The following is a 25,826-nucleotide window of genomic DNA, read 5'->3' as shown; positions in this document are numbered from 1 at the left end:
GGGTTTCAGTCCGAAAGCCCCATCACCCGCCGATAAAACTTCCACTCCTGCTCCAGCGCATGCGCCTGATTGGCGGCGCGGCGGAAGCCGTGGCGTTCATCGGGGTAGTAGTGGGCTTCGACCGGAATGCCGTTGTGCTCCAGTGCCGTGACCATATCGCGGGTTTGTTGCGGGACCACCACAGCATCCAGTTCACCCTGAAAGAAGATCACCGGTACGCGGATGTTGCTCGCGTGCAGCAACGGCGTGCGGGCAGCGTAGCGTTCGGCATCTTGTCCGGGGTCACCGATCAACCAGTCCAGATAATCGCCTTCAAACTTGTGTGTCGCTCGCGCCAACGCAACTGGATCGCTGACGCCGTAGAGGCTGGCGCCGGCTCGGAAGACTTGCTGAAACGCCAGTGCGCACAACGTGGTGTAGCCGCCCGCGCTGCCGCCTCGAATGAACGCGCGTTCACCGTCGATCAAGCCTTGTTCGGCAAGATACGTGACGACGGCACAAGCATCCTCAACATCCACCTCACCCCAGCTCAAGTGCAGCGCTTGCCGATATTCCCGGCCATAACCACTGCTGCCGCGATAGTTGAGATCGGCGACGGCGAAGCCGCGTTGCGTCCAGTATTGAATGCGCGGGTCGAGCATCGGATAGCAGGCTGACGTCGGGCCACCGTGGATGAACACCACCAACGGCGGTTTCGTCTCACCGCTCATGGCGGGATAGAAAAAACCGTGAGCCTCACCCGCGCCACTCGGGTAACGCAGGGTTTGCGGACGGCTGATGCGTTCGGCAGGCAGGGGCGCTACGCCACCGGCCAACACCTTCACTTCGCGCGTAGTTCGATCAATGGCGATGACTGCCGAAGGACTGATCGGTGAGGCGGCGATGCAGTAGATAAATTGCGCATCCAAAGCCAAATGCCGGAAACGGCTGTAGTCACCGGTGAAGTCGTCATCGCCTAAAGTCAGACGGCCGAAGCCGCCTTCACTCCAACTGGCTAAAACCGAATGTTCAACAGGCAACCAAGTGCACCCGCCCAATTGCCAAGGCGCCGGAGCGTGATCGGCTTGCGCAGCAGGTAATGGCTCCAAACCGGCGGAAGTCTCAGCCCACGGCTGCCAGAATCCACCACGATCAGTCAGGCAATAAAGGCGATTTTCGGCATCGAATCGAGGTTGTTGGATGGACTCTTCAATCTCGGCGCCGGCAACGCATCGCGGCGAACCGAAGGCGCCGTCAGTCAAGCGCTCAGCCACCATCAACCGGGTCGACGTCCACGGCTGATGGGGTCGACTCCACTCGATCCACGCCAGGCGCCGACCATCCGCACTGATCGTGGGTGCAGCATAAAAATCCGCACCCTCAGCCAATAAATGACGCGCCCCGTCAGTCAGATCAATGGCTACGAGCCGATGCAGATCTTGCTGTTCTTCCACCGCCAGCACCTGGCCGAAAGCAAATTGCAGATCGCCGTAACGACATTCACCCAAGGTCAATGCTTGCGGCTCGCCACCGAACTTTTGGCGATACAACTGCTGATCCGCCTCAGCGACAAAAACCACCCCGTCCGGCGCCAGACAAAACGCGCCACCGCCATATTCGTACACCCGACTGCGCACGCTGAAGCCATTCGGCGTCAGACATTTCGCCACGCCATCGCGCCAATGCCAGATCCGACATGCGGCATCCTCCGGACGATATTCATTCCAGAACAGCCCATGGGCACCGAGCTGGAGTTCAGCGAAATCCATGCCGGCAGCGACGGCTTGCGAGGCGCTGAAAGGCTCAGCCCTTGGCGATGAGGCGTGAGTTTCGTTCATTGCGAAAGGCCAGTTGTTCGATGGTTTGGGTGGCGGTCTCGGCTTCTTCGCGGGCCTTGAGAATCACGCCGTGATGTTCTGACTTGCTGCACACAGGGTCAGCGTTGCTTGCATCACCGGTGAGCATGAACGCCTGGCAGCGGCAGCCGCCGAAGTCTTTTTCTTTCTCGTCGCAAGAGCGGCACGGCTCGGGCATCCAGTCATAACCGCGAAAGCGGTTGAAGCCGAACGAGTCGTACCAGATGTGCTGCATGCTGTGATCGCGCACATTGGGAAATTGCACTGGCAGCTGGCGGGCGCCATGACAGGGCAGGGCAGTGCCGTCCGGGGTAACCGTCAGAAAGATGCTGCCCCAGCCGTTCATGCAGGCTTTCGGGCGTTCTTCGTAGTAATCCGGGGTGACGAAAATCAGCTTGCACGGATGCCCTTCGGCTTCCAGTTTTGCGCGGTATTCGTTGGTGATGCGTTCGGCACGCACCAGTTGTTCCTTGGTCGGCAACAGGCCGACACGATTGAGTTGCGCCCAACCGTAGAACTGGCAAGTGGCGAGCTCGACGAAGTCGGCTTCCAGCGCAATGCACAGCTCGATGATGCGGTCGATCTTGTCGATGTTATGTCGATGGGTGACGAAGTTCAGCACCATCGGATAACCGTGTGCCTTCACTGCGCGAGCCATTTCCAACTTCTGCGCGAAAGCCTTTTTCGAGCCAGCGAGCAGGTTGTTCACTTGCTCGTCACTGGCCTGGAAACTGATCTGAATGTGATCGAGGCCAGCCTTCTTGAAGTCGCTGATTTTCTGCTCGGTCAGGCCGATGCCGGAGGTGATCAGGTTGGTGTAGAAACCCAGCTGCCGCGCTTCATGAATCAGCTCGGCGAGATCCTGACGCACCAGCGGCTCGCCACCGGAAAAACCCAGTTGCGCCGCGCCCATCTCCCGCGCTTCGCGGAATACCTTGATCCACTGCTCGGTGCTCAGTTCTTTGCCCTGCTCGGCGAAATCCAGCGGATTGGAGCAGTACGGGCATTGCAGCGGGCAGCGGTAGGTCAGCTCGGCGAGCAGCCACAGCGGCAGGCCGACTTCAGGTTTTGGCGGTACTTGCACCGACGAATCAGGCAAGTTCGATCCAGTGCTGCGCACGGGCAACCTCCATGAATTGCTCGATGTCGTCACCGAGCTCGGGCACGCCGGGGAACTGCTCATCGAGTTTGGCGATGATCGCCGCGACATCGCGTTGACCGTCAATCAAACCGCCGATCAGCGCGGCGCTGTCGTTGAGTTTGATCATGCCCTCGGGGTAGAGCAGCACGTGGCCTTTCTGCGCCGGTTCGTACTGGAAGCGGTAGCCGGGACGCCAGGTCGGGACTTTGCTGCGGTCGAAACTCATAAGGTGATTCCTTTATGCCAGACGCGTTGTTCGGTCACGCTGTGGTACGGCGGGCGGTTCAGTTCGTAGGCCATGCTCATGGCATCGAGCATGCTCCAAAGAATGTCGAGTTTGAACTGGAGAATTTCCAGCATGCGCTCCTGGCCTTCGCGGGTCTTGTAGTGCTCCAGCGTGATCGCCAGACCGTGCTCGACATCACGGCGCGCCTGACCGAGGCGGGTACGGAAATATTCGTAACCGGCCGGGTCGATCCACGGGTAATGCTGTGGCCAGCTGTCGAGACGCGACTGGTGGATCTGCGGCGCGAACAGTTCGGTCAACGAACTGCTGGCCGCTTCCTGCCAACTGGCGCGGCGGGCGAAGTTGACGTAGGCATCGACGGCGAAACGCACGCCGGGCAGCACCAGCTCCTGGGAGCGCAGTTGATCCGGATCGAGACCGACCGCTTGACCGAGGCGCAGCCAGGCTTCGATACCGCCGTCTTCACCCGGAGCGCCGTCGTGGTCGAGCAGGCGCTGAATCCATTCGCGGCGGATTTCCCGGTCCGGGCAATTGGCGAGGATCGCCGCGTCTTTCAGGGGGATGTTCACCTGATAGTAGAAGCGGTTGGCGACCCAGCCCTGGATCTGTTCGCGAGTGGCGCGGCCTTGGTACATCGCCACGTGGTAGGGGTGGTGGATGTGGTAGTAGGCGCCTTTGGCGCGCAGGGCCGCTTCGAATTCGGCGGCGGACAGCGGGGTGTCGGTCATTGCGGTTCTCCGGGGAACAACCGTTGGAATCTCTGGTGTCTGTGCCGGCCTTATCGCGAGCAGGCTCACTCCTACAGGTGATCGCATTCCAATGTAGGAGTGAGCCTGCTCGCGATAGACCGCGCAGCGGTCTCAAATGCTTACAGCACAATACTCATGCCATCGAACGCCACTTCAACATTGCGCCGCGCCAACTCGGCACGCTCCGGCGAATCTTCGTCGAGAATCGGGTTGGTGTTGTTGATGTGGATAAGCACCTTGCGCTGCTCGGGAAGCTGTTCCAGCACTTCGAGCATACCGCCGGGGCCGTTCTGCGCCAGATGGCCCATCTCACGGCCGGTGCGGGTGCCGACGCCCCGGCGCTGCATTTCATCGTCATCCCACATCGTGCCGTCGACCAACAGGCAGTCGCTGCCCGCCATGATTTCCAGCAACGGTGCATCGACCTTGCCCAAACCTGGCGCATAGAACAATTTGCCGCCGGTCTTCAGGTCTTCAACGATCAGACCGATGTTGTCGCCCGGGTGCGGGTCGAAGCGGTGTGGCGAATACGGCGGCGCCGCGCTGCGCAACGGCAACGGGGTGAAGCGCAGGTTCGGGCACGCCGCTACGGTGAAACTCTGGTCGAGTTCGATGCGGTTCCAGTCCAGCCCGCCGTTCCAGTGGGTGAGCATCTTGAACAACGGAAAACCGGTGCTCAGGTCTTCGTGAACCATGTCCGTGCACCAGACCTGATGCGGGCAGCCTTCGCGCAGGCTGAGCAGGCCGGTGGTGTGGTCGATCTGGCTGTCCATCAGGATGATCGCGCTGATGCCGGTGTCACGCAGGGCGCGGCCCGGTTGCATCGGGGCGAAGCTTTGCAGTTGCGCACGGATGTCCGGCGAGGCATTGCACAGCACCCAGTTCACGCCGTCATCGGAAATCGCGATGGACGACTGGGTGCGGGCCTTGGCATTCAGGCTGCCGTCGCGAAAACCTGCGCAGTTGACGCAGTTGCAGTTCCACTGCGGAAAACCGCCGCCAGCGGCCGAACCCAGAATCTGGACGAACATGAACACTCCATCATTTCAACGCGGAAAATAAAACGCCCCGGCGAGCCGAGGCGTTGCACTGCAGTTCTCTGTAAGCAGAACTCAGCGGCTGGCGAAGTACATGGTGACTTCGAAGCCGATACGCAGGTCGGTGTAGGCCGGTTTTGTCCAGGACATGGGTGTCTCCTTCAGGGTGGGGGGGATAGCGCTGTCCATAGGTATAGTCCACGGCAGCGCAACGATGTTCCAAATAGTTAGGCGGCTATGTTACTCAAAATTTCACCGGGTTTGCCCGTGAATCTTTGAGAAAGCTCCTTGCAGCCTCGGTAATGATCAATTTACTGCTTGCCATGAGGTCTCGGGCGCCGCATCGCTGGCGAGGCAGAGCCAGCCGCCTTCGGCGTTGATCAAGAGCTGTGCAGCGCTGAGCAATGTCTGGCGATCCAGTTGGCCGATGGCGGCGACCAATTGCTCAAGATAATCCGACGAGTGGCCTGCAAGCCTGGCCTGCCAGAACAGTTCGGCGGCGTCTTTGCCGGACAGGTTGGCGTCGTCGAATTGATCGGCGAGGCTCTGACGCTGTTGCTCGAAGCTCGACTCATCAATCTTTTCGACCAGCATTGGCAGGCTTTCGAAGAACTGCCGAATGTGCCCGAGCAGTTCCACGGGTTGGGTGTTCGGGGATTGCACGCCGAACAGCATGGCCGTTTGCCCGTGCATCTGGCGCAGTGCGCTGAAGACCGCATAGCCCAATTGCAATTCGACCCGCAGGCGCTGATAGAAAGGTGTCTGGCACAACTGCGCCAACAGTCGCCACGCGGCTTCGTCGGCGATGCTGCGGCTGGCGGTCGGGCAGAACAGCAACGCGGCGTATTCGCTGGACGCGGTAACGATAGGTCGCCAGTGCTTTTGCGCGGTGATCGTCGTCGGCGCTGGCAACTGATTGTCCGCAATCCCGGGAATCCGGCTCAGGGCCAGGCCCATGGCAGATTGAGTCTGTTGATTCAGACCCAAGGCGAGGCCGTCCCAGCGTGAAGTTGTCCACAGGTGTTTGGCGTCGTCGCCGGTTTTGGCTGATTCCAGCAGCTGTTCCGGCAACGCTTTCAACAGTTGGCGGATAGGGTTCAACGGCGCTTGCGGCTCACTGCGCGGCGAATCGGCGTCAACTTGCGTCAGAGATTTCAGCGCGTGTTCAAGGACGCTGGGCATTGGCTCTTGCAGCCCAATGAGTTTCAGCAGCCATTGATTGCCAGAGGCGCTGAAAGACAGGTCGACGCCGGCCTCTCGGGCGTCTTGCTGCGTTTGCCGAAGACTACGCTGCAGCCTCGATTGCAGATCAGCGCTGGCTGCAGACTCCACCTGCCAACGCAGATAAATCGCGCCTTCATCCGTGTTGTCCGGCAACGCCTGACTGAACTGCATCGGCGAGCGTTCACGACGGCCCCGCGAACGATCCTGAGCGAACGTGCGCAGCCCCCGGTGGGCGCTGGTCTGGCCGCGAATCAGCCCGGCGTTGGCCAAGGGTTCGCTGGCTCGCAGGAAAGGGTTGGCAGCAGGCAGGCTCCAGTGATCGCTGAAGTTATCCACAGTGCCGATTTCGTTGAGTATCTGTTCAAGGGCTTTAACGCCGGAGTCAGACAACCCGTCTTCGAACGCTTCACTATCGAGCCGCGCCAGTTGCAGCGCACCGTAGACTTGCTGCTGACGTTGCAGCAATGCCGCGTATTCTTTGCGAAGAGGCGCCCAGTCCTGCTGAGCAAAGAAACTCAGCCAATCGAGAGCGTGCTCGCGAATGACATTGAATGGCTTGGAGGGCGCGCTGAATTGCAGATGCAACAACGCTTGCCCGGCAAAGTGATAAATCGGCGCGGCGTTCAATCCATCCGCCACATTCTGCTGCTGCAAATGCGCCAGCAAGCCTCCGGGTTTTGTGCTGTTCAACCAATGGCAAAGAAACGCCAAAGCCTCGGCAGACGACTCAGGCAAGGCATCAAACGCAAACAACAGACTGCCGCGTTGTTCACCGACCTGTTGATAACTTTTCACCGCCAACGGCAGTGGCTTGGCCTGCGCAACTTTATCCCCAGTTGGTAAAGTTTCCGCGAACGTCTCCGCCAGCGCTTTCAGTTCTTCAAGGCTCTGTGGCCCAACCAGACTCAAGGCCATTTGCCCGGTCTGATAAAACTGCCGGTGAAAGTCTTTCAACGCCTGTTGAAACTCAAACTGTTCTACCTGAAGGCTGTCCCGATTCCCTGCATGAAACCCGCGCAATGGATGCTTTACCGGTAAACCCTCGTGCAAGGAAAACTGCTGCTGCGCCGCAGAGTCCTGCGACCAAGCGACAAATTCTGCCTGCAACACTTCCCGTTCCCGCAACTGCTCGTCCAGATTCATACGCGGCTGGGCGAGCATGTCTGACAGACGCTCCAGCCCCTCGCTGAATGCGCGCGTCGGCAATTCAAAGAAAAAGTCAGTAGCACGTTCGCGCGTGCTGGCATTCACTTGCCCGCCGTGACGCTGCACGTAGGCCATCAGCCCTTCACCGGCAGGAAAACGCTCGGTGCCGAGAAACAGCAAGTGCTCGAGAAAGTGCGCCATTCCCGGCCATGCCAACGGCACATCATGGCTACCGGCAGCCACGCGCAACACAGCGGCGCTGCGCTTCAGACCGGGCACATGACGCAGGGTCACACGCAAGCCGTTGGCCAGGGTTTCAGAGTGGGGGCGGGGCTGAGTCGGCGCAGGCATGGGCACTTCCAGAACAGTGAAGTGCCAATGCTAGCGGATTAGCGCTGGTTGAGCGCGCCGTAAAGTTCGGGGCGACGGTCGCTGAGGTAGCGATTGGCGGCGCGGGAGTCGAGCAACAGCTGTCGATCGAGTTCGCCGATGATCAGCGCTTCGTCGAGTCCGGCCTGGGCGATGCGGCTGCCATCCGGCGCCGCGAGGCTGCTTTGCCCGCAATAATGAATGTCACCTTCGTGGCCGCAGTAGTTGGCGTAAGCCACGTAGCATTGGTTTTCGAAGGCACGCGAACGCACGGTGACGTCAGCGACGAAATCAAACGGAATCATGTTCGCCGTCGGCACCACAATCAGCTCGGCGCCGGCGAGGGCCAGACGTCGGGTGTTTTCCGGAAACTCCAGGTCGTAGCAGATCAGGAAACCGAGCTTCCAGCCGTTGAGTTCGACGATGGGGAAGTCATCATCACCCGGGCTGAACATCGAGCGATCCAGATCACCAAACAGATGCGTCTTGCGGTAATTGCACAGGCGCTCACCGCTCGAATCGATCAACTGCACGGCGTTGTAAATCTGCCCGTCGGCGGTGCGCTCCGGATAACCGTAAACAATCGCCAGACCCGCAGCCTTGGCGATCCGGCCGATCTGCTGCGCCCATTCTCCGTTGTAGACCTCGGCCAACGTGCTGACCGCTTCGGCGCCAATGTTGTAGCCGGTCATGAACATCTCCGGTAGCACCAAGAGATCGGCGCCCTTGGCCTCCATCGCCAGTTGATGCAGGCGTTGCAGGTTGGCGGCGGGCTCCAGTGGCAGCGGTGGACATTGATAAAGGGCTACACGCATCAGGAATTCCTCTTATTCGGGCAGGGCGATAGGGCCGATGTCTTTGAACACATCACCCGGGCCTGGGTTCGCTTTATGTGTCGAACCACCGAAATGCTTCATGATCCCCCACACCGCGTTGAGCGACGTCTGCACTGCGCCTTCGACCCATGCCGGGGTCCACGAAACATCGTCGCCAGCGATGAAAATCCCGCGCTGCTCGGCAGGCATGTCGTCCTGCATGAAGTGCGCGTACATGCGCTGGTTGTAGCGATAGTGGCCGGGCAGGGCGCCTTTGAAAGCACCGAGGAAATGCGGGTCAGCCTCCCACGACACGGTGATCGGGTCGCCGATGATCCGCGCGGCGATGTCGACTTTCGGGTAGATCTTTTTCAACGCGTTCAACGCCAGTTCGACGCGTTTTTCTACCGGATGCGGCAGCATCTTCAGCGCGTCGCTCATCCACGAGTAGGACAGGCAGATCACGCCCGGCTTGTCGTCGCCGTTATCGAAAAGATACGTGCCGCGGGTCAGGCGATCGGTGAGGGTCATGCTCATCAGGTCGCGGCCGGTTTCCGGATCCTTGTCTTTCCAGAATGGCCGGTCGACCATCACGAAAGTCTTCGACGACTGCATGTAGCGGGTGCGGTCGAGGGCCATCCACATCTTTTGCGAGAACAGGGTTTCGTCGCATTCGATCTGGGTGGTCAGCAGCCAGCTCTGGCAAGTGGTCAGCACGGCGGCGTATTCGCGGGTGTCGCCATTGTTGTCGGTGACGGCGAAACGGCCATCCGCCGCATGGGCAATTTTCTTCACGCCGGAGCGCGGCGCACCCCGGTGCAGGGATTTCAGGCTGGTGCCTTCGGGCCAGTGCACGCAGCGCTCCGGCACATGCCGCCAGATGCCCTGCGGTACTTGTTCGACGCCACCGACCACCAAGTGCTGGTGATCGTCGCAGTTGGTCATCACCACGCGGAAGATTTCCAGCATCGAGTTGGGGAAGTCCGAGTCCCAGCCGCCGGTGCCGAAACCGACCTGCCCGAACACTTCGCGGTGATGGAACGACAGTTTGGCGAAGGCCTCGGAGGTGGCGACGAAGTCGTAGAAGGTGCGGTCGTCCCACAACGGCACAAGCGTGTTCCACAGCTCTTTCAGGCGTGGCACATCGCGATCGCGAATGGCCTGCTGGATGTCGGCGAACTGCGAACCCGCTTCCAGCGCATCCGCCCAGGCGTCAGCCACCTCCTGAAACAGTGCAGGAAGATCCGCCAGTTTCTGTGCGTAGTGGGTTTTCCCTTCCAGGTCGATCACGGTGCTGCCAGAGGCCGGCGTCAGCGGGTTCGGGAAAGGTTTGGTTTCCAGGCCGAGCTTGTCGACGTAGTGATAAAACGCGGTGGAAGACACCGGGAAACGCATGCCACCGAGTTCAGCGACGATGCCGTCGGTGCCGTTGAAGGCCTGCGAGCGCAGACGGCCACCCAGTTTCGAGGCCTCGTAAACCACGGGTTTCAGACCGAGCTTCATCAGTTCGTAAGCGGCCACCAGGCCGGCGATGCCGGCGCCGACGATCGCCACTTCAGCGCCGTGATGGTGCTCAGGAATTGTGCCGAGACCGGCCGGGTGTTCGATCCAGTCGTCAAACGCGAACGGAAAATCCGGGCCGAAAATGGTGACGGGTTTCTTACCGTCTGCAGGATGGCGATTGTTCTTGTTCATGGCTGACCTTGCTGGCGACCCGACGCGGGATGCGCGTCTGAGTATAGGAAAAGATGCCAGCCATTCTAGGGAGCGCAGAACACGTTAATAAGACGCAAAGTGTCGTCGTTTTGCTATTAAATTGTTCATAATGACGATGTTGGACTTCATTTCGACCGAGAAATCTCGGTGAGAAAATTCAAACCGGCTGCCCCCGATCAATCTTGCTGCTCAGAATGATCGACGTCGTGGTCTTCTCCACCCCATCCACACTGCCAATCTGATCCAGCAACTGATCCAGTTGCTCCGGCGAATCCGTACGCAACCACGCCACATAATCAAACTCGCCACTTACTGCACACAGCTGCTGGACCTGCGCCATCGCACTCAACCGGCGCAGCACCTCTTTGCCGGAGCGTGGCTGCACCTTGATCCCGACATACGCCTGCAACCCGCCATCGACCACGCGCTGACCCAGGCGCACGCCATAACCGGTGATCACTTTGGCTTTCTCCAACCGCGCCAGCCGCGACGTCACCGTGGTACGCGCAATGCCCAGTTGCCGGGCAAGCATGGCCACGCTTTCACGGGCATTGATCTGCAGGGCAGCGATCAGCTGGCGGTCGATTTCATCGAGCACGGGTGGGCGGATGTCTGGCAAGGGGCGGCTCCATAGGGCGCGGATTCTGGAGCGAGCATGTTACAGGCTCAACCGGCTAGACGCTTGTGGACGGTAATCGAATGGTTTGCCACATTGGGGAGCGAAGAGTTGAAACGAAAAAGCAGCGCAATTGCGCTGCTTTACATGATTCGGATCGCCGGTTATTTGGCCATTCTGCGTAACGCCTGATCGATAAGCTCGATCTGAAAGCGGTATCGCAGATTTACATGTTTGAGCAATACCGCTCCTATGGAAAGACCAAGTACCAAGGCGATGATCATCAATAAGGCGCTATTTCCCCAGTTTCCGCTCACAGGTCCGGCCAACAAGGTCTTACTGATCCAGGGAAAACCACCGAATTTTTCCGCACAGACGTAGGCCGTGCCCAACAAAGCAAGGGCTGCAGCTTTTTCTCCAAAAAACAGGGCAACACGTGCTTCTGCTCGATTGATTCTGAGTTCGAGCCAATATTTTGCATCCAGAAGTGCCACTTCCGGATGAGGTTGAAGTGAATCTACTAATGCATTCTCGTGTTTTACATCGGCAATCATGCTTTTCAAGGTGATGGTCTCCCATCGGAAGAGCGCATGGATCAGTGCCAGAATAGGTGTAAGCAGCGACAGCAAAGTAGCGATTGTCGAGGCGAGCACAAGATAAAGAGCCAGGTATTTGGCCCCTTCCGGCAGCGGATTCTGCGATGTATGCCAGTACGCCATGCAGGCAGCGACGGCCATCCCGGTACCGCCGAGAACGAGACACCAATTGGCAAATTTCTCTGCATTCACTTCGAGTCTGCTACGCCTTGCAGATGCCTTCAGGGGCCTGCATGTACTCAAGTGTTCAAGAACTTTGATGGTGTCGTCGATGTGTATTTCTGGAAGTTCCTTTTCCATTACGCTCATTGCGTGCTCCGCGATTTGATTTACGTATGTCCCGCACGCACCTCTCACATCCAAGGGGATGAATTCGGCTGATTGGCTGACGAGACACAAAAACAAAAAAGGCCTACGCCATCTAGCGTAAGCCTTTGTTTGTTTGGTGGGCCCACACGGACTTGAACCGTGGACCAAAGGATTATGAGCCCGAGTTAAAGTACCGTGGTCATTGAGCAAAACCCGCAAACCAATGGTTTTCGAACGTTTCTGTGTATATGTGCAGTAATGAAAACTGTCTAAATTGGACGGACTTTGGACGGAAAAACTAACCGCGTTTGCATGCCCTTTCAAAACCTTGCACATCATGAAATGCCCGCCTGCCCTGGCAACCCGCCGGCCCGCTTGATCCCGAGGGGCAATTGCACTCCCTTAGCGCTTTGCACAAAAAACTGATGCAAAGCCCGTCGGCGGGAGGGGGATAAGTGCTTTTTCAGCAGTTTTTTTCTTGGCGGCGGGATTTCCCAGAGAGGCGGAGCGATCAACGCCCCAGGCGCAAAAAAGCCCCCGACAGCCAGGGCTGTGGGGGCTTGTCTCCAACGCTCTGCCGCTGGGCTTAAGCTGCTTCCATCGACACCGATAGTCGTCGCCCAAGCTGCTGCAAAGCGCGTTCGACGTTCGCAATCTTGGAGTGGTGTAGGAAATCGACCAAACGATCCACTTGTGGCCGCTGTACGTCCAGGCGGCGTGCCAACTCGGCTTTGCTCATTCCAGATTCCAGGAGCTATGCCGTCGAGTCTCTACTCGACCTCAACGCAGACGAGTAGGGGGAACATGCACGTATTGGCCACACCCATGCGCTTGCGCGGTGTCGCGCTCGATCCGAAAGAGCGTCGGCGCTATCCGGCGATCCGGGGCAACGTGATGGTCAACTCTACGGTCTGCCATGAACTTGGTCGTGCAGCAAATGTTGCCCGCGTCGAGGTGGGTAGCTGGCTATTCATCTGTTCCACTAGGTCGAGCAAATTACACAGCACCTGCAACACATTCACTCCGCTCGATCCGATCCAGGTCTTTGGCACCTCCAGTCGTTGACTGACTTTGGCCACGCTCTGACGTAGCCCCTGGATCCGTTCCTGCATATCGTCGGCCACCGTGGCGTTGTACTTCTGCCCCACGACCAGAGTCAGATCCCGGCACGTGGCCTGGTGCAGATCGTCCACCGCCGCCAGGCTCGCGGATCGCCCGACATCAGCTTAAGTGCGCCCAGCGCCTCGATCGTTTTCACCCCACCCACCGATTCGGTTGGCACAGATTTATGTCGACCATCGGATAGTGACTCGCTGTAAATGTTGGCGAAACGGGTGACTGCATAACCTGGATCCTGCATCCACCCTTGGCACAAACCTTTCGTCCACAACAGCTACCGTCTATCGCGCACCAAAGAGAATAAGACTTTTCTCATTTTCACAGATAACGCGGACCTTCAAAATTCACCCTGAAGAACTACTCTTTCTCGACAAATGAGGGTGGCAAAGAACTGCGGAGCACTTTCTCATAACGCATTCAAAATACCAGCACTCTATACGTGGCAGAACTCCAGCGTAAAAGCGAAGGTGATAATTTGTGAAGGTAAAATACATCGGTTTGTTGGCAGCACTGTTAAGTTGGTCACTTAATGCTTCGGCTGTTTGTGAGTTTTACGCAGGACACCGACAAAACCCAGTAAATCTTGTGATCCCTTCAGATATTTCATTACCCTGGGACGCCCCAATTGGAAGCGTGATATTTGAGTCTCCTGAAGTCACATTGGGGACAATCGCGAGTTCTTATAAATGCACAGCTGCGTTCCCCCTAGGCATCAAGAACAACGTGGGCACTACCAGACCAGGAGCTCGAACACACCCAATAGGCGATACGGGAATTGCATGGAAAGTCATTCAAGGAAGCGCGGAAATAGGGCTTCAAGGATATCCAAGTCCCTTGCTGAATCCGTCTGGTGCCTTCGGATTTAATGGCGTTAGATACCGACTGCAATTAATTAAGGAAGCAGCTGTGACTGGAAACACGGTAATTCCTTCTGGTATTCTCGGTTATTACTATACTGGAGAAATTTCTCCAATATTTTTTCAGACCAATGGCGCTACCCTGAAACTGCCAACCTGCGAAACACCGGATATCACTGTCCCAATGGGTACTTTCACGCTCAGCGAAATTGGGAGTGCACCGGGAAGCACCGCGACTCCTGTTGCTTTTGGCATAAAACTGAATAATTGCCCAGCAGGCATGAATAAAATAAGTTATAGCTTCATGAGAGTCGGCGAGACCGCCGGTTTCCGATATGGAGTCATCCGATTGAATTCCGGCTCCACGGCTAAGGGTCTTGGCATCCAGATAAAACATTCCGATGGCCGGCCAGCGGTAATTGATGGCGTTACCCAAGAGGTTTATGACGGCTATGATTCAAAAGGTGGAAACTTTGAAATTCCAATGACCGCCGCATACTATCACATAGATAATGAAGCGCTAAAGCCCGGCACGGCCAATGCTGAATTGAGCTTTATAATTGAATATTTATGACTGGGGAATTTTACGACTAACAAATAAAAAGAGTGCAGCCTGATTGGTTTTAGCCACAGTGTTACGCCTGGTAGCGCCGACTCTAGTTGCGCATTTAATTGAGCGCTCATAAATACAGCGCACTTTATTGGCGCCGCAGGCTCGGCTATAACGTTATTTTTTTGAGTTTCACTTGGTGTGTAGAAGCTCGCGATGCATATGAGGTGAAGTTGCCCGCATTGTTCGGTGCGGGTGTGACGCTATGATTGTGCATAGCGATTTGCACATTCATATCCTCAATTAATTCAAGCACATCGCAAACAACCTGAATAAGTTAATCGATTCCGACCCAATCCAGTTCTTCGGTGACAACAGGTGCTGCTCCTTCGCAGCGATGCTGCGGCGCCCCCCCCTCAATTCGCTCTTGCATATCACCTCCCACCGTGGCGTTGTGCTTTTGCCCCACAACGACGTTCATATCCTGACCGGTCGCCTGGTGCAGATCGTCCACCGCCGCCAGGCTCGCGGATCCGCCCGACATCAGCTTAAGCGCGCCCAGCGCCTCGATCGTTTTCATCCCACCCACCGATTCGGTTGGCATAGATTTCTGTCGACCATCGGACATTGACCCGCTGTAAATGTTGGCGAAAACGGATGACTGCATAACCTGGATCGTGTATCCACCCTTGATACAAACCTTTCATCCACAGCAGCTAAGCCTATCGCGCGCCAAAGAGAATGAGACTTTTCTTGTTTCTACATACAGCACGAACCTACAGAGTACTCCTTAAATAACCACTCTTTCTCCACAAATGAAGATTACGAAGCACTACAGCTAACTTTCTCATCAGGAATTCAAAATCCAGCACTCTATACGTGTCTGAACTCTACCATGGAAACGAAGGTGATAATTGATGAAAATAAGATATATTGGTTTGTCTGTAATACTGTTAAGTTGGTCATTTAACGCAGTGGCAGTCTGCCAGTTTCTCAGCGGACATCAGCAAAATCCCGTGAATTTTCAAATCCCTTCAAATCTTTCAATACCCCGTGATGCCCCGGCTGGAACTGTGATATTTCAATCCCCTGAAATTTTGGCGGGAACAGTTAATAGCTCGTATAATTGCTCAACCTCATATCTGGTAGGTGCCAAGAACAATGTGGGCACTACTACGCCAGCGGCATCACTATTTCCAATAGGCAATACAGGAGTCTCCTGGAAATTGTATGCGGCCTCATTCGGACAGCTAACGGGTTATCCAAATCCAAGCCACACAAGTAATGCGGGCACCTTTGGCTTGAATAACTCGGGCTGGCAATTGAGCTTAATCAAGGAAAAAGACGTGACGGGCAGCATCACAATCCCAGCTGGAATTCTCGGCTACGTCCAACTCGGAGAAATATCTCCAATATCTATTCAAATCAACGGTGCCACCGTCATAGCGGCCTCCTGCACCTCACCAGACAACATAGCTGTAGACATGGGTAAGTACACCCTCGCCGATTTCATGTATGAAGCACCTATTACTAGATGGTCGCAGATTGGAATTCGACTAACAAATTGCCCCCAAGGCATTAACAGCGTACAACTAAGCTTAATACCTACTGCCTCATCCCCGGTCATCTCCCCAACCACCGGCCTAATAAGGTTGAACCCAAGTTCTACGGCCAAAGGAATAGCAGTCCAAATACTTTTTCCAGACACTAGGGAGTTTAACCTCAATAAAAAGTATACTTTTACTGGCTTCTCGTCTGGATCAGATATTTGGATTGAATTGCGAGCAAAATACTATAAGTATACCGCCGGATACGAGATTGAACCTGGTACTGCCAACGCGGAAATCATGTATATGATTGAGTACCTATGATGAAAGCAAACCTACCGGTGTCAATCTTTTGGGCTACAGCGTTATTTGCCTGAGGTTCAGCGTACTGGCAGACGCTTTTGATGCATTAGAGGTGAAATCGCCCGCATTGTTCGGTGCGGGTGTGACCCCATGATTGTGCATAGCGATTTGCACATTCATATCCTCAATTAATTCAAGCACATCGCAAACAACCTGAAATAAGTTAATCGATTCCGACCCAATCCAGTTCTTCGGTGACAACAGGTGCTGCTCCTTCGCAGCGATGCTGCGGCGCACCCCCTCAATTCGCTCTTGCATATCGCCTCCCACCGTGGCGTTGTGCTTTTGCCCCACCACGACGTTCATATCCCGACCGGTCGCCTGGTGCAGATCGTCCACCGCCGCCAGGCTCGCGGATCCGCCCGACATCAGCTTGAGCGCGCCCAGCGCCTCGATCGTCTTCACTCCTCCCACAGATTCGGTCGAGTGGTCATCAATCGTCTGCGTGTGACTTTGGAACTGCTCGCGGTTGTCCAGGGCTTCAACTTCGCGCTCGATCGCCTGATCACGGATCTTGCCATCGGTTTGGCGTAGCCAGTTGCCGTCGGCGTCGACGCGCTGCTGGGCGGCATCGCTGTGCTGCCACACCTGATCACCTTTAGGCACCTTCGGCATGCTCAGCCCGTGCGGCAAGATCGATTGAATGTAGGGCTTGTTCGGCAGGCCGTAGGCGAAACACACCACCACCCGCGTACCTTCTTCGGGAAAGGCATAAATGCCCATTTCCTCGCCACCGGTTGGAAGCGGCAACGGAACGCCAGTGAGCGGCGGCATGGCCGGATCTGGTTCGTCATCTGGGCCGAGTACGACGATGTCCACGGCGTAGCGCGGGCGGAAGTCGTCGCAGATCCCGGCGTCCGCCGGCGCATCTGCCACGGCGGTGACCTGGGCAAAGCGCGGCAAGTGGTAACCGCCGGTGAGTTCGGGGAACTGGCGCTCTACAGCGCGGCGGATTGCGTCTTCCATCGGATGGCCATCTGGTCATTGGCGAGTGCCACACTGGTGACACGTTCGCCGGCGTTGATCGTTGCACCTGGTCGCAACCCGGGAAGGGCCGCCACCATTGCGCTCTGGTTGCCCTGGTAGCCGTCGAACAGCTCCGTGGGGATCTGCAGCGCCGTCCGGGCGCCAAAAAAACTGTCGGCCCAGCTGCCGGCGAACACTTCGCCGTTGCCCAGCTGGTGCCAGGTAAAGTCGGGAATACTGAACACGCGGGCTAGGCTGTCCATCGCCTGGTAACCGGCGGCAAGGCTGTAGAAGTACGGCGCCTTCACACCGGCGTATGGCTGGTCGGGCACCCGAAAGCGCAAGCCGGTTTGCTCACTGACCTCGGCCAGCACAGCGCGCAGATCGACGTGACGCAGGTTCAACGGCAGCGGGTTGGCCAGCACAGCGGCCAACTCGCGGCAGAACAACACCTGCTCCACCGCGTTGGCGGCGGTGCAGCGCTCGATGTAGCCGATGAAATGCCGTTGCAGCGTGCGCTCGTTGTAGCCGATATCCAGCGTCACCAGTCCTTTCAGCGGCACAGGGGATTGAACGGTGAAGTTCGCCCGGCCAGGGCTGGTAGCGTCCAGCCTGACGTCCTCCTTGATGAGAGCGATCGGGGCGCCGTTGATGGAAAGTATCTTGTGCAGCTTCACGTCTGCTCACCCCCGCCCAGCCACTTATCCACACGTCCCAGCACCTTTTCGAAGCCGCTCAGCGCGGGGTTGTCGCTGGTTCCTTCGCCGTTGCCGGTACCGCCGTCACCGACCGGACTACCCGGGGCGCCTTGAGCGTCTACCTTGTTGCCGGCGCGTCGACTTTCGACTTTCTCAGGGTTCGATTCGCGCTCGCTCAGCGTGAATTGCACAAGCCAGGCTTTCAGGGTGTCGGCCTCCCTAGCGCTGACACCGTCGGAGAATTCCACCTGACGCACGCCGAAGGTTTCAGCCGTGTCGTTCACGATCCGGTACAGGTGCAATTGCCCGCCGCTGGCCGTGGTTTCAGCCATGCGCATCAGATCTGTCAGTTGGGCTTTATCCACAAAGGGAATCATCAGCGAGACGGCCAGCGTCTTGGGCTTGAAGCCCTTGTGGGCCTTGTCGGTGTTGCTGGTCTGGCCGGACATGTCGCCGCTTTCGATGCGCAGGTTGGCGGTGACCTTGAGGTTTTTGCCCTGAACTTTTTGCCCGTCGAGTAACAGCGTCATAGGCCCACCAGTTCCCGCACAAAGCTCAGTCCCTCTTTGCTGCCGACCAACAAAACCCCGGCGCATTGAATCCATTCGTGGCCCGGGGCATCGCCGGCCAGCAGTTCGCGGTGCAATTCGCTGGCATTGCCCGGACCTATAAGGCGTACCCGCATGCTGACGTCAGGGTTTCCCCCTGCCAGCAGCTCTTTCAGCTCAGCCAATTGCTTATCCCGCCCCTGCTGCTGGGCGCTTTTGCGCGCTGCCAGCGCCGCCAGATCGGCCAACGGCGAGCTGTCGGCGGCGTAGCCTTCCAACACGGCCAATTGCCCCGCCATGGACTGTTTGGCGGCTTTGACCACCGTGCAACGCTCCAGCGGCAAACCCTGCCAGCGTGGCAGCGGCCCGGCGGCGGGGATCTCCCACTTTTCGCTCTCCAGTTTCACCAGATGTTGAGCGCGGCGCTCAGTGCGCACCAGGTCAGGGATCGGCAGCAATGCATTGAATCGCGCCAAGCTGCTGGCCAGCTGTTCCAGGCGGGTGCCCAGGAACAGGATCGATAGTGCGTATTGCGGCCCAGTCGGGCGCCCGCTGTCGCTGGCGTCTTCCAGTTTCTTGGCGAGATGTTCCAGCGCGTTGGGCGCGGACAGAAACCGCTGATAGCCCGTGCCCTGGCCGATACCGCTTTGAAACGGTGTCACGACCAGGCACGCCGGCACCTGGCCCAACTGCTCGGCCAGCGCTGCGCGTCCGGCTGCGATCGCGCTTTTTGCAGCATCACCGACTGGCCCCGGGTTGGTATTGGCCAACCCGCTAAGCCCGGCCAGACGCTGAGCGGTGCTGGCCAGCTCCCCACCGGCCATATCCTTGGCCGCTGACAGTTCGCCCATCCATTGCGTGGCCTGCTCTGGCCAGCGCATCGTCACTGGCGCCCAGGTCATGCCGGCGGCGTCCAGGTGATGGCTTTCATTGCCTTCAGGTCTTTGTCTTTCTGCGCCTTTGCCACAGCCTGACGCAGTGTCTCCGCGTGCTGCTGCGCCGCTTGCCTGAAGCGCACCAGGTCAAGACTGACTTTCTGCAACTGGGCGATCGTGTGCGGCAGAAACACCATCACCTGATGACTGTCATAACAAGGGTAAATTTCGTCTACGCCCAGCAGCACCAAGCCATTCAAATTCACTTGGTCATCAATCGCGCTGCTGTAACGGTAGGTCTCGCCCAAGGCATTCGAGTTGAACCCTCCAGCAATGTAGGCGGCGCAGTCTGAGCCGATCGCCTGCATTGTTTTTTGCTGGAGCGCAGTTAATACAGAGTCGAGGTCATCTATCCATTCACCGTTCTTCCAGATCTGATTCGGCTTGGGCGCCTTCATGGTGTAGCCCGCCGGAACTGGTTCAAACCCTTCCAGCGTGCGCGGCTCGCCAGTGGCGGTGCTGTACACAACTACGCCGCCGAAGTAGTCCACCAACTGCCAGTTTTGGCCGTTCCACCAGGCGGCTTGGTGGTCAGCGATCGCCGGCGGCGGGATCTCCACACAGCCGCCCGGAATCATGTACACACCCGGCTCCAAAGGCGATTCATCCGCCACCACCTCGGCGACGAACAGGCCTAGATGATTTGTCTGATAAACGATCTTGTCAGTCATGTTCAATCTCAATACTTGATGCAAAAAAGTAGGGCGACGTTTCGCGGCCGGGTTTCGGCTCCGCCGGCAGCGAAAACGCTGATGCCATGCGAGTGGCCACCGGCGCCACCAATGCCGACGTTGTGTGCGTGCTGGCCGGCGGCGCCGATGCCGACGTTGTGAGCATGGTTGCCTTGATAGTCGGTACGCATTGGTCGGCCATCAGCGTTCTTGCCACCGGGGATTTCCAGTTCAGTGAAAACGCTTCCCCCTGCTGGATAGCCCACATTGATGCCTGCGCCGGTATCGACAATTCGAAAACCGTGATCGTGGGTGCCTTGAGCATCCGTCCAAGCACTGTGATTGTGGTTGCCTTGCGCGTCCGTCCAGGCGCCGTGGACGTGGTCAGCGACATAACCAGACGAAGCCGCGTGAACGTGAGACTGAATAGACATAGCTTGGGACGAGCCAAAATCCCGGCCGATATCCACCCCGCGTCCATCATCAAACCCACGCGCAAACATCCCGCGCATTTCGGGCAAGTTAAACGTTGTGGATCCGTCGCCGGCGCCGTAATGAACCCCGAGCAAGGCAAACAACCGCGCGTAGGTAGTGCGCGAGACTGCCGCGCCGTTGCACTTCAACCAACCCTCCGGCGGCCAACTCATAGAGAACGCCGCCACCATACCGGTCATGGAATCCCCGACCTGCTGATGTAACCGGTTAAGCGCGGCGGTAGTGGCCAGAATCTCGCTACTATTGGTAGCCGGATCGTCGCTGATTGCGTTGGGCAGGTTGCCCAGATCGACGTCTTCTTTCGTCGTTCCCCGAGCGCGCAGGTTCGCGTAATCACCTTCACGAGCCGCGAAGTGTTGAACCAATGGCCCGGCGATTGGCTCCTGCTGGCGTGCGTCCCAGAACTCAGTCGTGGACGTGTAAAAGGCGATAGGCACGCAGTAATGTCGGACACCAGCGGCGTCGGTGTAATCGGCCTGTTCGCCGTAGACGACTTTCCATGTCGCGACCCGATCGCTTAACTGTCGTTCCAGGCAGACGTCGAGCGTAATTGTTCCAGCCGGAATAACGCCGGTGAATGGCCAAGGCTTGTCCATGAAAACGCGGATGCCTTCGATGTAGGCAATACCTGCGCCCAGCTGAAAACCGTTTTCGCTCTTGCCGAATGCCAGTGAGTTACCAAAAAAGCAGGCACGGCCGTACACCTCACGGTTGCTCAGGCGTTCGCGTTCATCAATGCCGGCAAGGCGCACCGTAAAGTCATGCTGCCAGGTGCTGGCATCGATTTTGATACCGGTGAGCTGCATGGCGCCGTCATAGGCCACCAGGAAATTTCGGGTGACGTTGTTGCCGATCTGCTCCGGCGGAATGTTCCTGCGCTTCTGTTGCAGAGGTACGTAAGACACGGCGAACAGGAGGCCGTCTGCGTCCTCAAGACCGACCCAGTTAAAGTCCCAGTCGCCGATATCTGCCCCCAACTGAGCGCTGTACACGACCTGGTTGGGATTCACGAAGCCGGCGTTTTCCGGCGGAATGTCGTAGACGTGAACGATCTGGCCGGCCTGCGGTTTGCCCGCTGCTCGATCTACCGGGGTTTCCGGGTTGAGCTGTGGAATGTTGGCAAAGATGAATTTGCTGACGATCAGCGGCTTTTTCTGGCTTTGTTTTAGGGCAATCTGGCTTTCGCCGGCCAAGGTAATACTGGCGCTCACGGTGCGCTCCTACAGGCTGGCGACCAGCGTTTGCTGGTCGTCGTTGAAGTCAATCAGGGCGATTTGTAGCCCCACGGGGGTCATGGTTACGAAGTCGTAGCGACGGCACGTTCGACCGTATTGCTGGATCAGCACACGCAGCAACTCGGGATTGAGCGACAACTGTGCGTTGCTGAACTTCAGCAGCACCACGTCCCAATCCCGGTCGGGCTGGCGTTCCTCGATCTCGACGTAACCCACACCAAGACGCTCAAAAATGCGCTTCAGGCCGGCAGTGCTACCGGCGTCGACCGAGTTGATAAACGCGTATTTCACGCGCAGTCGAAACAAGGACTCGGGTTCGCCCTTGAAACGTGTCACGTCCCGCTGCCAGGCCCACAGTTCAAGGATGCTCATGTGACAGGTGTCAGGATCGATCTGCGAGTAAGGCCAGCGCAGCCAGCCGGTCACGGTTTCCCACCACGCTTGCGCAGCCGCAACCAGCTTTGACAGCTCAGTGCCACCCAGCCAAAACGGCAGTTTGAGTTTGTTCATTGCACGTTCACCTTCAGCGACGTCAGGCGCGGGATGTCTAACCCGCTGGTGATGTCGACGCCCGGGGTAAACCGCAGTGAGGCTATATCGGCAAACTGCTGGTGCAGTTCTTCCGCGAGGCGACTGAAGCTGAAACGCGACTGGGGATAAGTCAGTGTCGGTTGATAGTCGCGCGGCGTGCTTTCCCGGAACGCTGCCCGGATGAACAGCTCGATCTCCCCCTTCAGCGAGTCGATTTGCTCGGCGCTCAAATTCGGTTGCGGCCAGAGGCTCATCGCGACACCCACTGGCACTTCCGGCATGACCATGGCCAGCAGATCATCACCGTGTCCGTGGTTGCCCAAGTCGCGAATGTGCGAATTGATTTGCTCCAGGTAAGTCGCCGCCGGCACACCAGCGTCGAACAGCACGTAAGCATTTGCACTGCCCGGCCCACGGGGTGCGCCGTGTTCGAAGTAGACGCCGTCCGGACGCACGCCGGGGAAAGCGGAGATCATGGCGCGATACACCGCATCGGTGTGCCACTGGTTCACCGCCGAGAACTGGTTGCGCACGCGCAAACGCAGCTGGTCGTTCGGCTCCGGATCAGCACCTGGCGAATCCAGCCAACCGTCCTTGTTCACCACCTGGACAATGCCCGGTACCGGAACTGGCAGGATGGCGTAGTAACCCGGGGCAAGATTGAAGCCGCTACCGGATTCGATCGCCTCCACCGGTACTTCCAGCTGCAGCTGGCCCGCGATGAACGTCGCCGGCGCCGTGGTAATCAATTGGTACACGTTGCCGTTGATGGCGGCGGACTGCACCACAATGCCTTGTTCCAATTCCATGACGCCGTCCGGCAAGGCTCGGGTAAACAGCAATTTACCGAGAGCTTTGGTGGCGCCTTTACGCTCGACGTTGACCGCCCAGGCGAGCATGTCCAGCCAGGCATCTACAGCCGTTTTGACAAAAAAGTTCGGCAGCACCGTCAGGCACAGAAAGTCCAACAGCCACAACACCGGTTTGGTCACCAGCGCGGTCATCACCCGCCAGAACGGCGAATAACTGCTGGTGTTGGCCACCTTCGCGCCCTGGGCTTCAACTTCCTTTTCCCACGCAGCCTTCAAACCGGCCTCGGTGGTCGGGATGCCGGCGTCGGCGATCACCTTTTTAAAATCGACCTGGCTCACAGACTTACCTCAATCGAACCAAATTTCAGGGTTTTCGCAGTGACCAGGTACACGCCTGGCTCCTGCTGGATGATCCGCGCCGTACCCGGCACCAGGCGTTGGTCGTCCTCCACCAACAGTTCCAGTTGCTGGATGCAGTCACGCTGCCGCAGCCGATCGCGCTCGGCCACCAATGTCACCAGCAACCCGCTGTCGCGGATCATGTGAGCGATGTCCTGGGCAATGCAGGCGCGGTCATCGATGAGCAAAGGTTGATGCGACGGATCCAGTGCCAGGTCGTTATCGATGATCAGCAGATCCACGTACTCGCTCATCCGCCGACCGCCATTGCGACCATGTTTTCCATCTCAAGCGGCGTCATAGTCTTGCCCGTGTGAATGTTCACGTTCTCCACATGCGTGCCCTTGCTCTGGCTGCTGTTGTTGTTCTGGATGCTGGTCAGCAAGCCACCGGGCGGCACCGCTGAAGGGCGCGCCGGCGAAAGGCTGGGGATTGCCGCGTTAATGGTCTGCTGGGCTTTCTGCGCCGCGTTGGCGGTGTCAGCAGCATTGGTCGCGGCATCGACGCCAGGCACTTCAGGCATGCCGCCGAAACGCGCTTCGATGTTTACGCCCGGGATGCTGTTCAGCAGCTCGATCACGCCGTTAACGGCCGTGGTGAAAATGCCGACGATGCTGTCCCATGCCGCCTTGGCCATGCCTGACCAACCGCCCATTGAGTTAAACCAGTCGGACAGCTTCTGGAGCTTGTCGGCGACGAACTGGAACGCGGCCGTGTTCATCAGGGCAGACGTCCATTCGTCCCAGTAGTGAACCGCCGCGACAATGACCGCCACCAACGCGAGAACACCGACCACAACCCAAACCATCGGGTTGGCCAACAGTGCCGCGTTGACCAGCCAGATCGCGCCCTGCCACAGCAGCATGGCGCCGCGCACCAGGGCAAGACCGGCGCTGAGCGTGTAGATCACGGCCATGTACGCTAGGATCGCCAGTTTCTGCAGGGCGAAGCCGACGACCGTGCGCAGGTTGAGCAGCTGAACAACCTTCCACACCGACACCAGGCCAAGCCAGGTCATCCGCGCAACGCCTACAACGACGGTCAACAACGACATGGCGCCAATGATCGCCATGATGGTCAGTGCGGTGATGCCGATCACCCGGGTGATGTTGGGAAACATCTGCGACCAACGCACCAGGGTTTTGCCGATGTCGACCATCTTGTTCATGAACGGCGTCAGTACCGGGATCAGCACCTGGCCAAACACCACCCGCATGACTTCGACCAAGGACGCCCACTGTTGCCACGGGTCGACCATGGCCCGGGCCATCTGCTCGGCGTTCTCCAGTCCGCGCACCTTGCCCAGCTGCTCGATGCCGTTACGCAGTCGATCGGTATCCTTGGCCAGCGCGCCAATCACCTGGGCGCCTTCGCCGCCGAAGGCCTCCATTAACTTGGCCCCGGCCGACGCGCTGGTCAGATCACCGAACTTGCCCTGCAGCTTGTCCAGAATGGTCATCATCGGCAGGACTTTTCCCTGCTGATCGGTGAACTGCATGCCCAGCTTTTCCGAAGCCGCGCCGATGTTTTCGAAGAACGCTTTGTAGCGCCCGCCGGCGTCGCCGCCTTCCATGGTGCTGCTCAGCGTGCCGATCACCGCCATCTGTTCGGCAAGGTCGACGCCGGATGTGGTGGCGATCGCTCCGGCTTCCTTGAATGCATCTTTCATCGCCGCGCCGCTGGTGCGAAACAGTTGCACGGCCAGCGCCGTTTGCCCGCCGAGCTTTTCTACCCACGCGCCTTTCCCCATCGCGTCGGCTTGGGACTTTTGCAGGTTGTAGAGCGTGCCGACGTATTCGCCCATGGTTTCGGCGTCGGACTTGGTGGCCTTCGCCAGCAAGTTGCTGGTGTTGGTGAACGTGGCGAGCTGGTTGCCGGCAAGCCCCTTGATGGCGCCCTCGATCAGGTAAGCCGAGGCCACAAAATCCTTGGCGTTCTCGCCGTAGCTCACCGCAAATTCCAGCGACTTGGCATTGAGCGCAGACAACGCATCCTCAGCCACGCCCAACGATCGGACGTCGCCCAGGGCGCGATTGACCTCCAGCGCCGGTTCCATGGACTCGCGAATCCCGACCACTGCTGCCGTCACGCCGGCCATGCCCAAGCCGATCGTCTTGATGTGCTTTTCGCTCTGATCCGCAAGCTCGGAAAAGCCCATTTTCACCTTGCCCAGGGGCGCGGTGACCTTGTCGGTCAGGCTCAGGATGAAAGCCAGGCTGGCGCTACGGTCTGCCAAAGTCGTTACCCGTTCAGCGCAAGGGCGATGCCGTTAGCCACGGCAAACTCCATGCGTCTCCAGT

24 protein-coding genes and 2 pseudogenes are annotated in these 25,826 nt (G+C 58.1%); 2 read left to right on the top strand and 24 right to left on the bottom strand.

Annotated features, from left to right (window positions below; all coding sequences use genetic code 11):
- Window positions 1-5: 5 nt before the first annotated feature.
- From P3G59_RS26710 to P3G59_RS26650, 13 genes and pseudogenes are all read right to left on the bottom strand, one after another.
- Entirely contained in the window at window positions 6-1,817 is a 1,812-nt protein-coding gene (locus tag P3G59_RS26710; protein ID WP_277759591.1) for a S9 family peptidase, read from the bottom strand.
- Entirely contained in the window at window positions 1,783-2,955 is a 1,173-nt protein-coding gene (gene pqqE, locus P3G59_RS26705; protein ID WP_277759590.1) for a pyrroloquinoline quinone biosynthesis protein PqqE, read from the bottom strand. Before pqqE ends, P3G59_RS26710 begins: the two co-directional genes overlap by 35 nt.
- Window positions 2,927-3,202, bottom strand: coding sequence for a pyrroloquinoline quinone biosynthesis peptide chaperone PqqD (gene pqqD, locus P3G59_RS26700; RefSeq protein ID WP_277759589.1), 276 nt, complete (start codon window positions 3,200-3,202; stop codon window positions 2,927-2,929). Before pqqD ends, pqqE begins: the two co-directional genes overlap by 29 nt.
- Window positions 3,199-3,951: a pyrroloquinoline-quinone synthase PqqC gene (gene pqqC, locus P3G59_RS26695; protein ID WP_277759588.1), complete on the bottom strand. Its 753-nt coding sequence runs from the start codon at window positions 3,949-3,951 to the stop codon at window positions 3,199-3,201. Before pqqC ends, pqqD begins: the two co-directional genes overlap by 4 nt.
- Before the next feature lie 140 nt (window positions 3,952-4,091).
- Entirely contained in the window at window positions 4,092-5,003 is a 912-nt protein-coding gene (pqqB, locus tag P3G59_RS26690) for a pyrroloquinoline quinone biosynthesis protein PqqB (protein ID WP_064388219.1), read from the bottom strand.
- 81 nt (window positions 5,004-5,084) lie between these two features.
- Window positions 5,085-5,159, bottom strand: a complete 75-nt coding sequence (gene pqqA / locus P3G59_RS26685; RefSeq protein WP_003422658.1) for a pyrroloquinoline quinone precursor peptide PqqA — start codon at window positions 5,157-5,159, stop codon at window positions 5,085-5,087.
- 156 nt (window positions 5,160-5,315) lie between these two features.
- Window positions 5,316-7,730, bottom strand: coding sequence for a pyrroloquinoline quinone biosynthesis protein PqqF (pqqF, locus tag P3G59_RS26680; protein WP_277759586.1), 2,415 nt, complete (start codon window positions 7,728-7,730; stop codon window positions 5,316-5,318).
- Between the two features lie 38 nt (window positions 7,731-7,768).
- Window positions 7,769-8,563, bottom strand: a complete 795-nt coding sequence (locus P3G59_RS26675) for a carbon-nitrogen hydrolase family protein (protein ID WP_277759585.1) — start codon at window positions 8,561-8,563, stop codon at window positions 7,769-7,771.
- A 12-nt stretch (window positions 8,564-8,575) separates the two neighbouring features.
- On the bottom strand, window positions 8,576-10,258 hold the full coding sequence (locus P3G59_RS26670; protein ID WP_277759584.1) for an NAD(P)/FAD-dependent oxidoreductase: 1,683 nt from the start codon (window positions 10,256-10,258) through the stop codon (window positions 8,576-8,578).
- Between the two features lie 178 nt (window positions 10,259-10,436).
- A complete protein-coding gene (locus tag P3G59_RS26665; protein ID WP_007910086.1) occupies window positions 10,437-10,898 on the bottom strand; it encodes an Lrp/AsnC family transcriptional regulator in 462 nt (153 codons plus the stop codon).
- 161 nt (window positions 10,899-11,059) lie between these two features.
- Entirely contained in the window at window positions 11,060-11,800 is a 741-nt protein-coding gene (locus tag P3G59_RS26660) for a hypothetical protein (protein WP_277759583.1), read from the bottom strand.
- Window positions 11,801-12,386: 586 nt separating this feature from the next.
- Entirely contained in the window at window positions 12,387-12,539 is a 153-nt protein-coding gene (locus P3G59_RS26655; protein WP_277759582.1) for a hypothetical protein, read from the bottom strand.
- A 130-nt stretch (window positions 12,540-12,669) separates the two neighbouring features.
- Window positions 12,670-13,076, bottom strand: a pseudogene (locus tag P3G59_RS26650) (hypothetical protein); the annotation flags it as partial.
- Between the two features lie 320 nt (window positions 13,077-13,396).
- Between P3G59_RS26650 and P3G59_RS26645 the strand changes: the two are divergent.
- Entirely contained in the window at window positions 13,397-14,350 is a 954-nt protein-coding gene (locus tag P3G59_RS26645; protein WP_277759581.1) for a fimbrial protein, read from the top strand.
- A 145-nt stretch (window positions 14,351-14,495) separates the two neighbouring features.
- Here the strand turns inward: P3G59_RS26645 and P3G59_RS26640 are convergent.
- Window positions 14,496-14,924: pseudogene (locus P3G59_RS26640) on the bottom strand (hypothetical protein); the annotation flags it as partial.
- 319 nt (window positions 14,925-15,243) lie between these two features.
- On the opposite strand from P3G59_RS26640, the gene P3G59_RS26635 reads away from it, so the two are divergent.
- Entirely contained in the window at window positions 15,244-16,197 is a 954-nt protein-coding gene (locus tag P3G59_RS26635) for a fimbrial protein (protein WP_277759580.1), read from the top strand.
- Window positions 16,198-16,230: 33 nt separating this feature from the next.
- Here the strand turns inward: P3G59_RS26635 and P3G59_RS26630 are convergent, their stop codons facing one another.
- Genes P3G59_RS26630 through P3G59_RS26585 form a run of 10 tightly spaced genes read right to left on the bottom strand, consistent with a single transcriptional unit; the run spans window position 16,231 to window position 25,762 of the window.
- Window positions 16,231-17,202, bottom strand: coding sequence for a hypothetical protein (locus tag P3G59_RS26630; RefSeq protein ID WP_277759579.1), 972 nt, complete (start codon window positions 17,200-17,202; stop codon window positions 16,231-16,233).
- Window positions 17,175-17,879 (bottom strand): hypothetical protein, encoded by a 705-nt coding sequence (locus tag P3G59_RS26625; RefSeq protein WP_277759578.1) that lies wholly within the window; start codon window positions 17,877-17,879, stop codon window positions 17,175-17,177. The genes P3G59_RS26630 and P3G59_RS26625 overlap by 28 nt, the downstream gene beginning before the upstream one ends.
- Window positions 17,876-18,430, bottom strand: coding sequence for a DNA-binding protein (locus tag P3G59_RS26620; protein WP_277759577.1), 555 nt, complete (start codon window positions 18,428-18,430; stop codon window positions 17,876-17,878). The genes P3G59_RS26625 and P3G59_RS26620 overlap by 4 nt, the downstream gene beginning before the upstream one ends.
- A complete protein-coding gene (locus P3G59_RS26615) occupies window positions 18,427-19,350 on the bottom strand; it encodes a hypothetical protein (RefSeq protein ID WP_277759576.1) in 924 nt (307 codons plus the stop codon). Before P3G59_RS26615 ends, P3G59_RS26620 begins: the two co-directional genes overlap by 4 nt.
- Window positions 19,347-20,054 (bottom strand): hypothetical protein, encoded by a 708-nt coding sequence (locus tag P3G59_RS26610; protein WP_277759575.1) that lies wholly within the window; start codon window positions 20,052-20,054, stop codon window positions 19,347-19,349. The genes P3G59_RS26615 and P3G59_RS26610 overlap by 4 nt, the downstream gene beginning before the upstream one ends.
- Window positions 20,055-20,062: 8 nt before the next feature.
- Complete coding sequence (locus P3G59_RS26605) at window positions 20,063-21,760, bottom strand: phage tail protein (RefSeq protein WP_277759574.1); 1,698 nt, start codon at window positions 21,758-21,760, stop codon at window positions 20,063-20,065.
- A gap of 9 nt (window positions 21,761-21,769) precedes the next feature.
- Complete coding sequence (locus P3G59_RS26600; protein ID WP_277759573.1) at window positions 21,770-22,294, bottom strand: phage tail protein; 525 nt, start codon at window positions 22,292-22,294, stop codon at window positions 21,770-21,772.
- Complete coding sequence (locus tag P3G59_RS26595) at window positions 22,291-23,466, bottom strand: baseplate J/gp47 family protein (RefSeq protein WP_277759572.1); 1,176 nt, start codon at window positions 23,464-23,466, stop codon at window positions 22,291-22,293. Before P3G59_RS26595 ends, P3G59_RS26600 begins: the two co-directional genes overlap by 4 nt.
- On the bottom strand, window positions 23,463-23,780 hold the full coding sequence (locus P3G59_RS26590; protein ID WP_277759571.1) for a DUF2590 family protein: 318 nt from the start codon (window positions 23,778-23,780) through the stop codon (window positions 23,463-23,465). The genes P3G59_RS26595 and P3G59_RS26590 overlap by 4 nt, the downstream gene beginning before the upstream one ends.
- Window positions 23,777-25,762: a phage tail tape measure protein gene (locus P3G59_RS26585; protein ID WP_277759570.1), complete on the bottom strand. Its 1,986-nt coding sequence runs from the start codon at window positions 25,760-25,762 to the stop codon at window positions 23,777-23,779. Before P3G59_RS26585 ends, P3G59_RS26590 begins: the two co-directional genes overlap by 4 nt.
- Between the last annotated feature and the right edge of the window lie 64 nt (window positions 25,763-25,826).

The sequence above is a fragment of the Pseudomonas sp. A34-9 genome, assembly GCF_029543085.1.
In the GTDB taxonomy this organism is placed as follows: domain Bacteria; phylum Pseudomonadota; class Gammaproteobacteria; order Pseudomonadales; family Pseudomonadaceae; genus Aquipseudomonas.
Note: the sequence above shows the minus strand (reverse complement) of the source record. Positions and strands in the feature narration are given on the sequence as shown.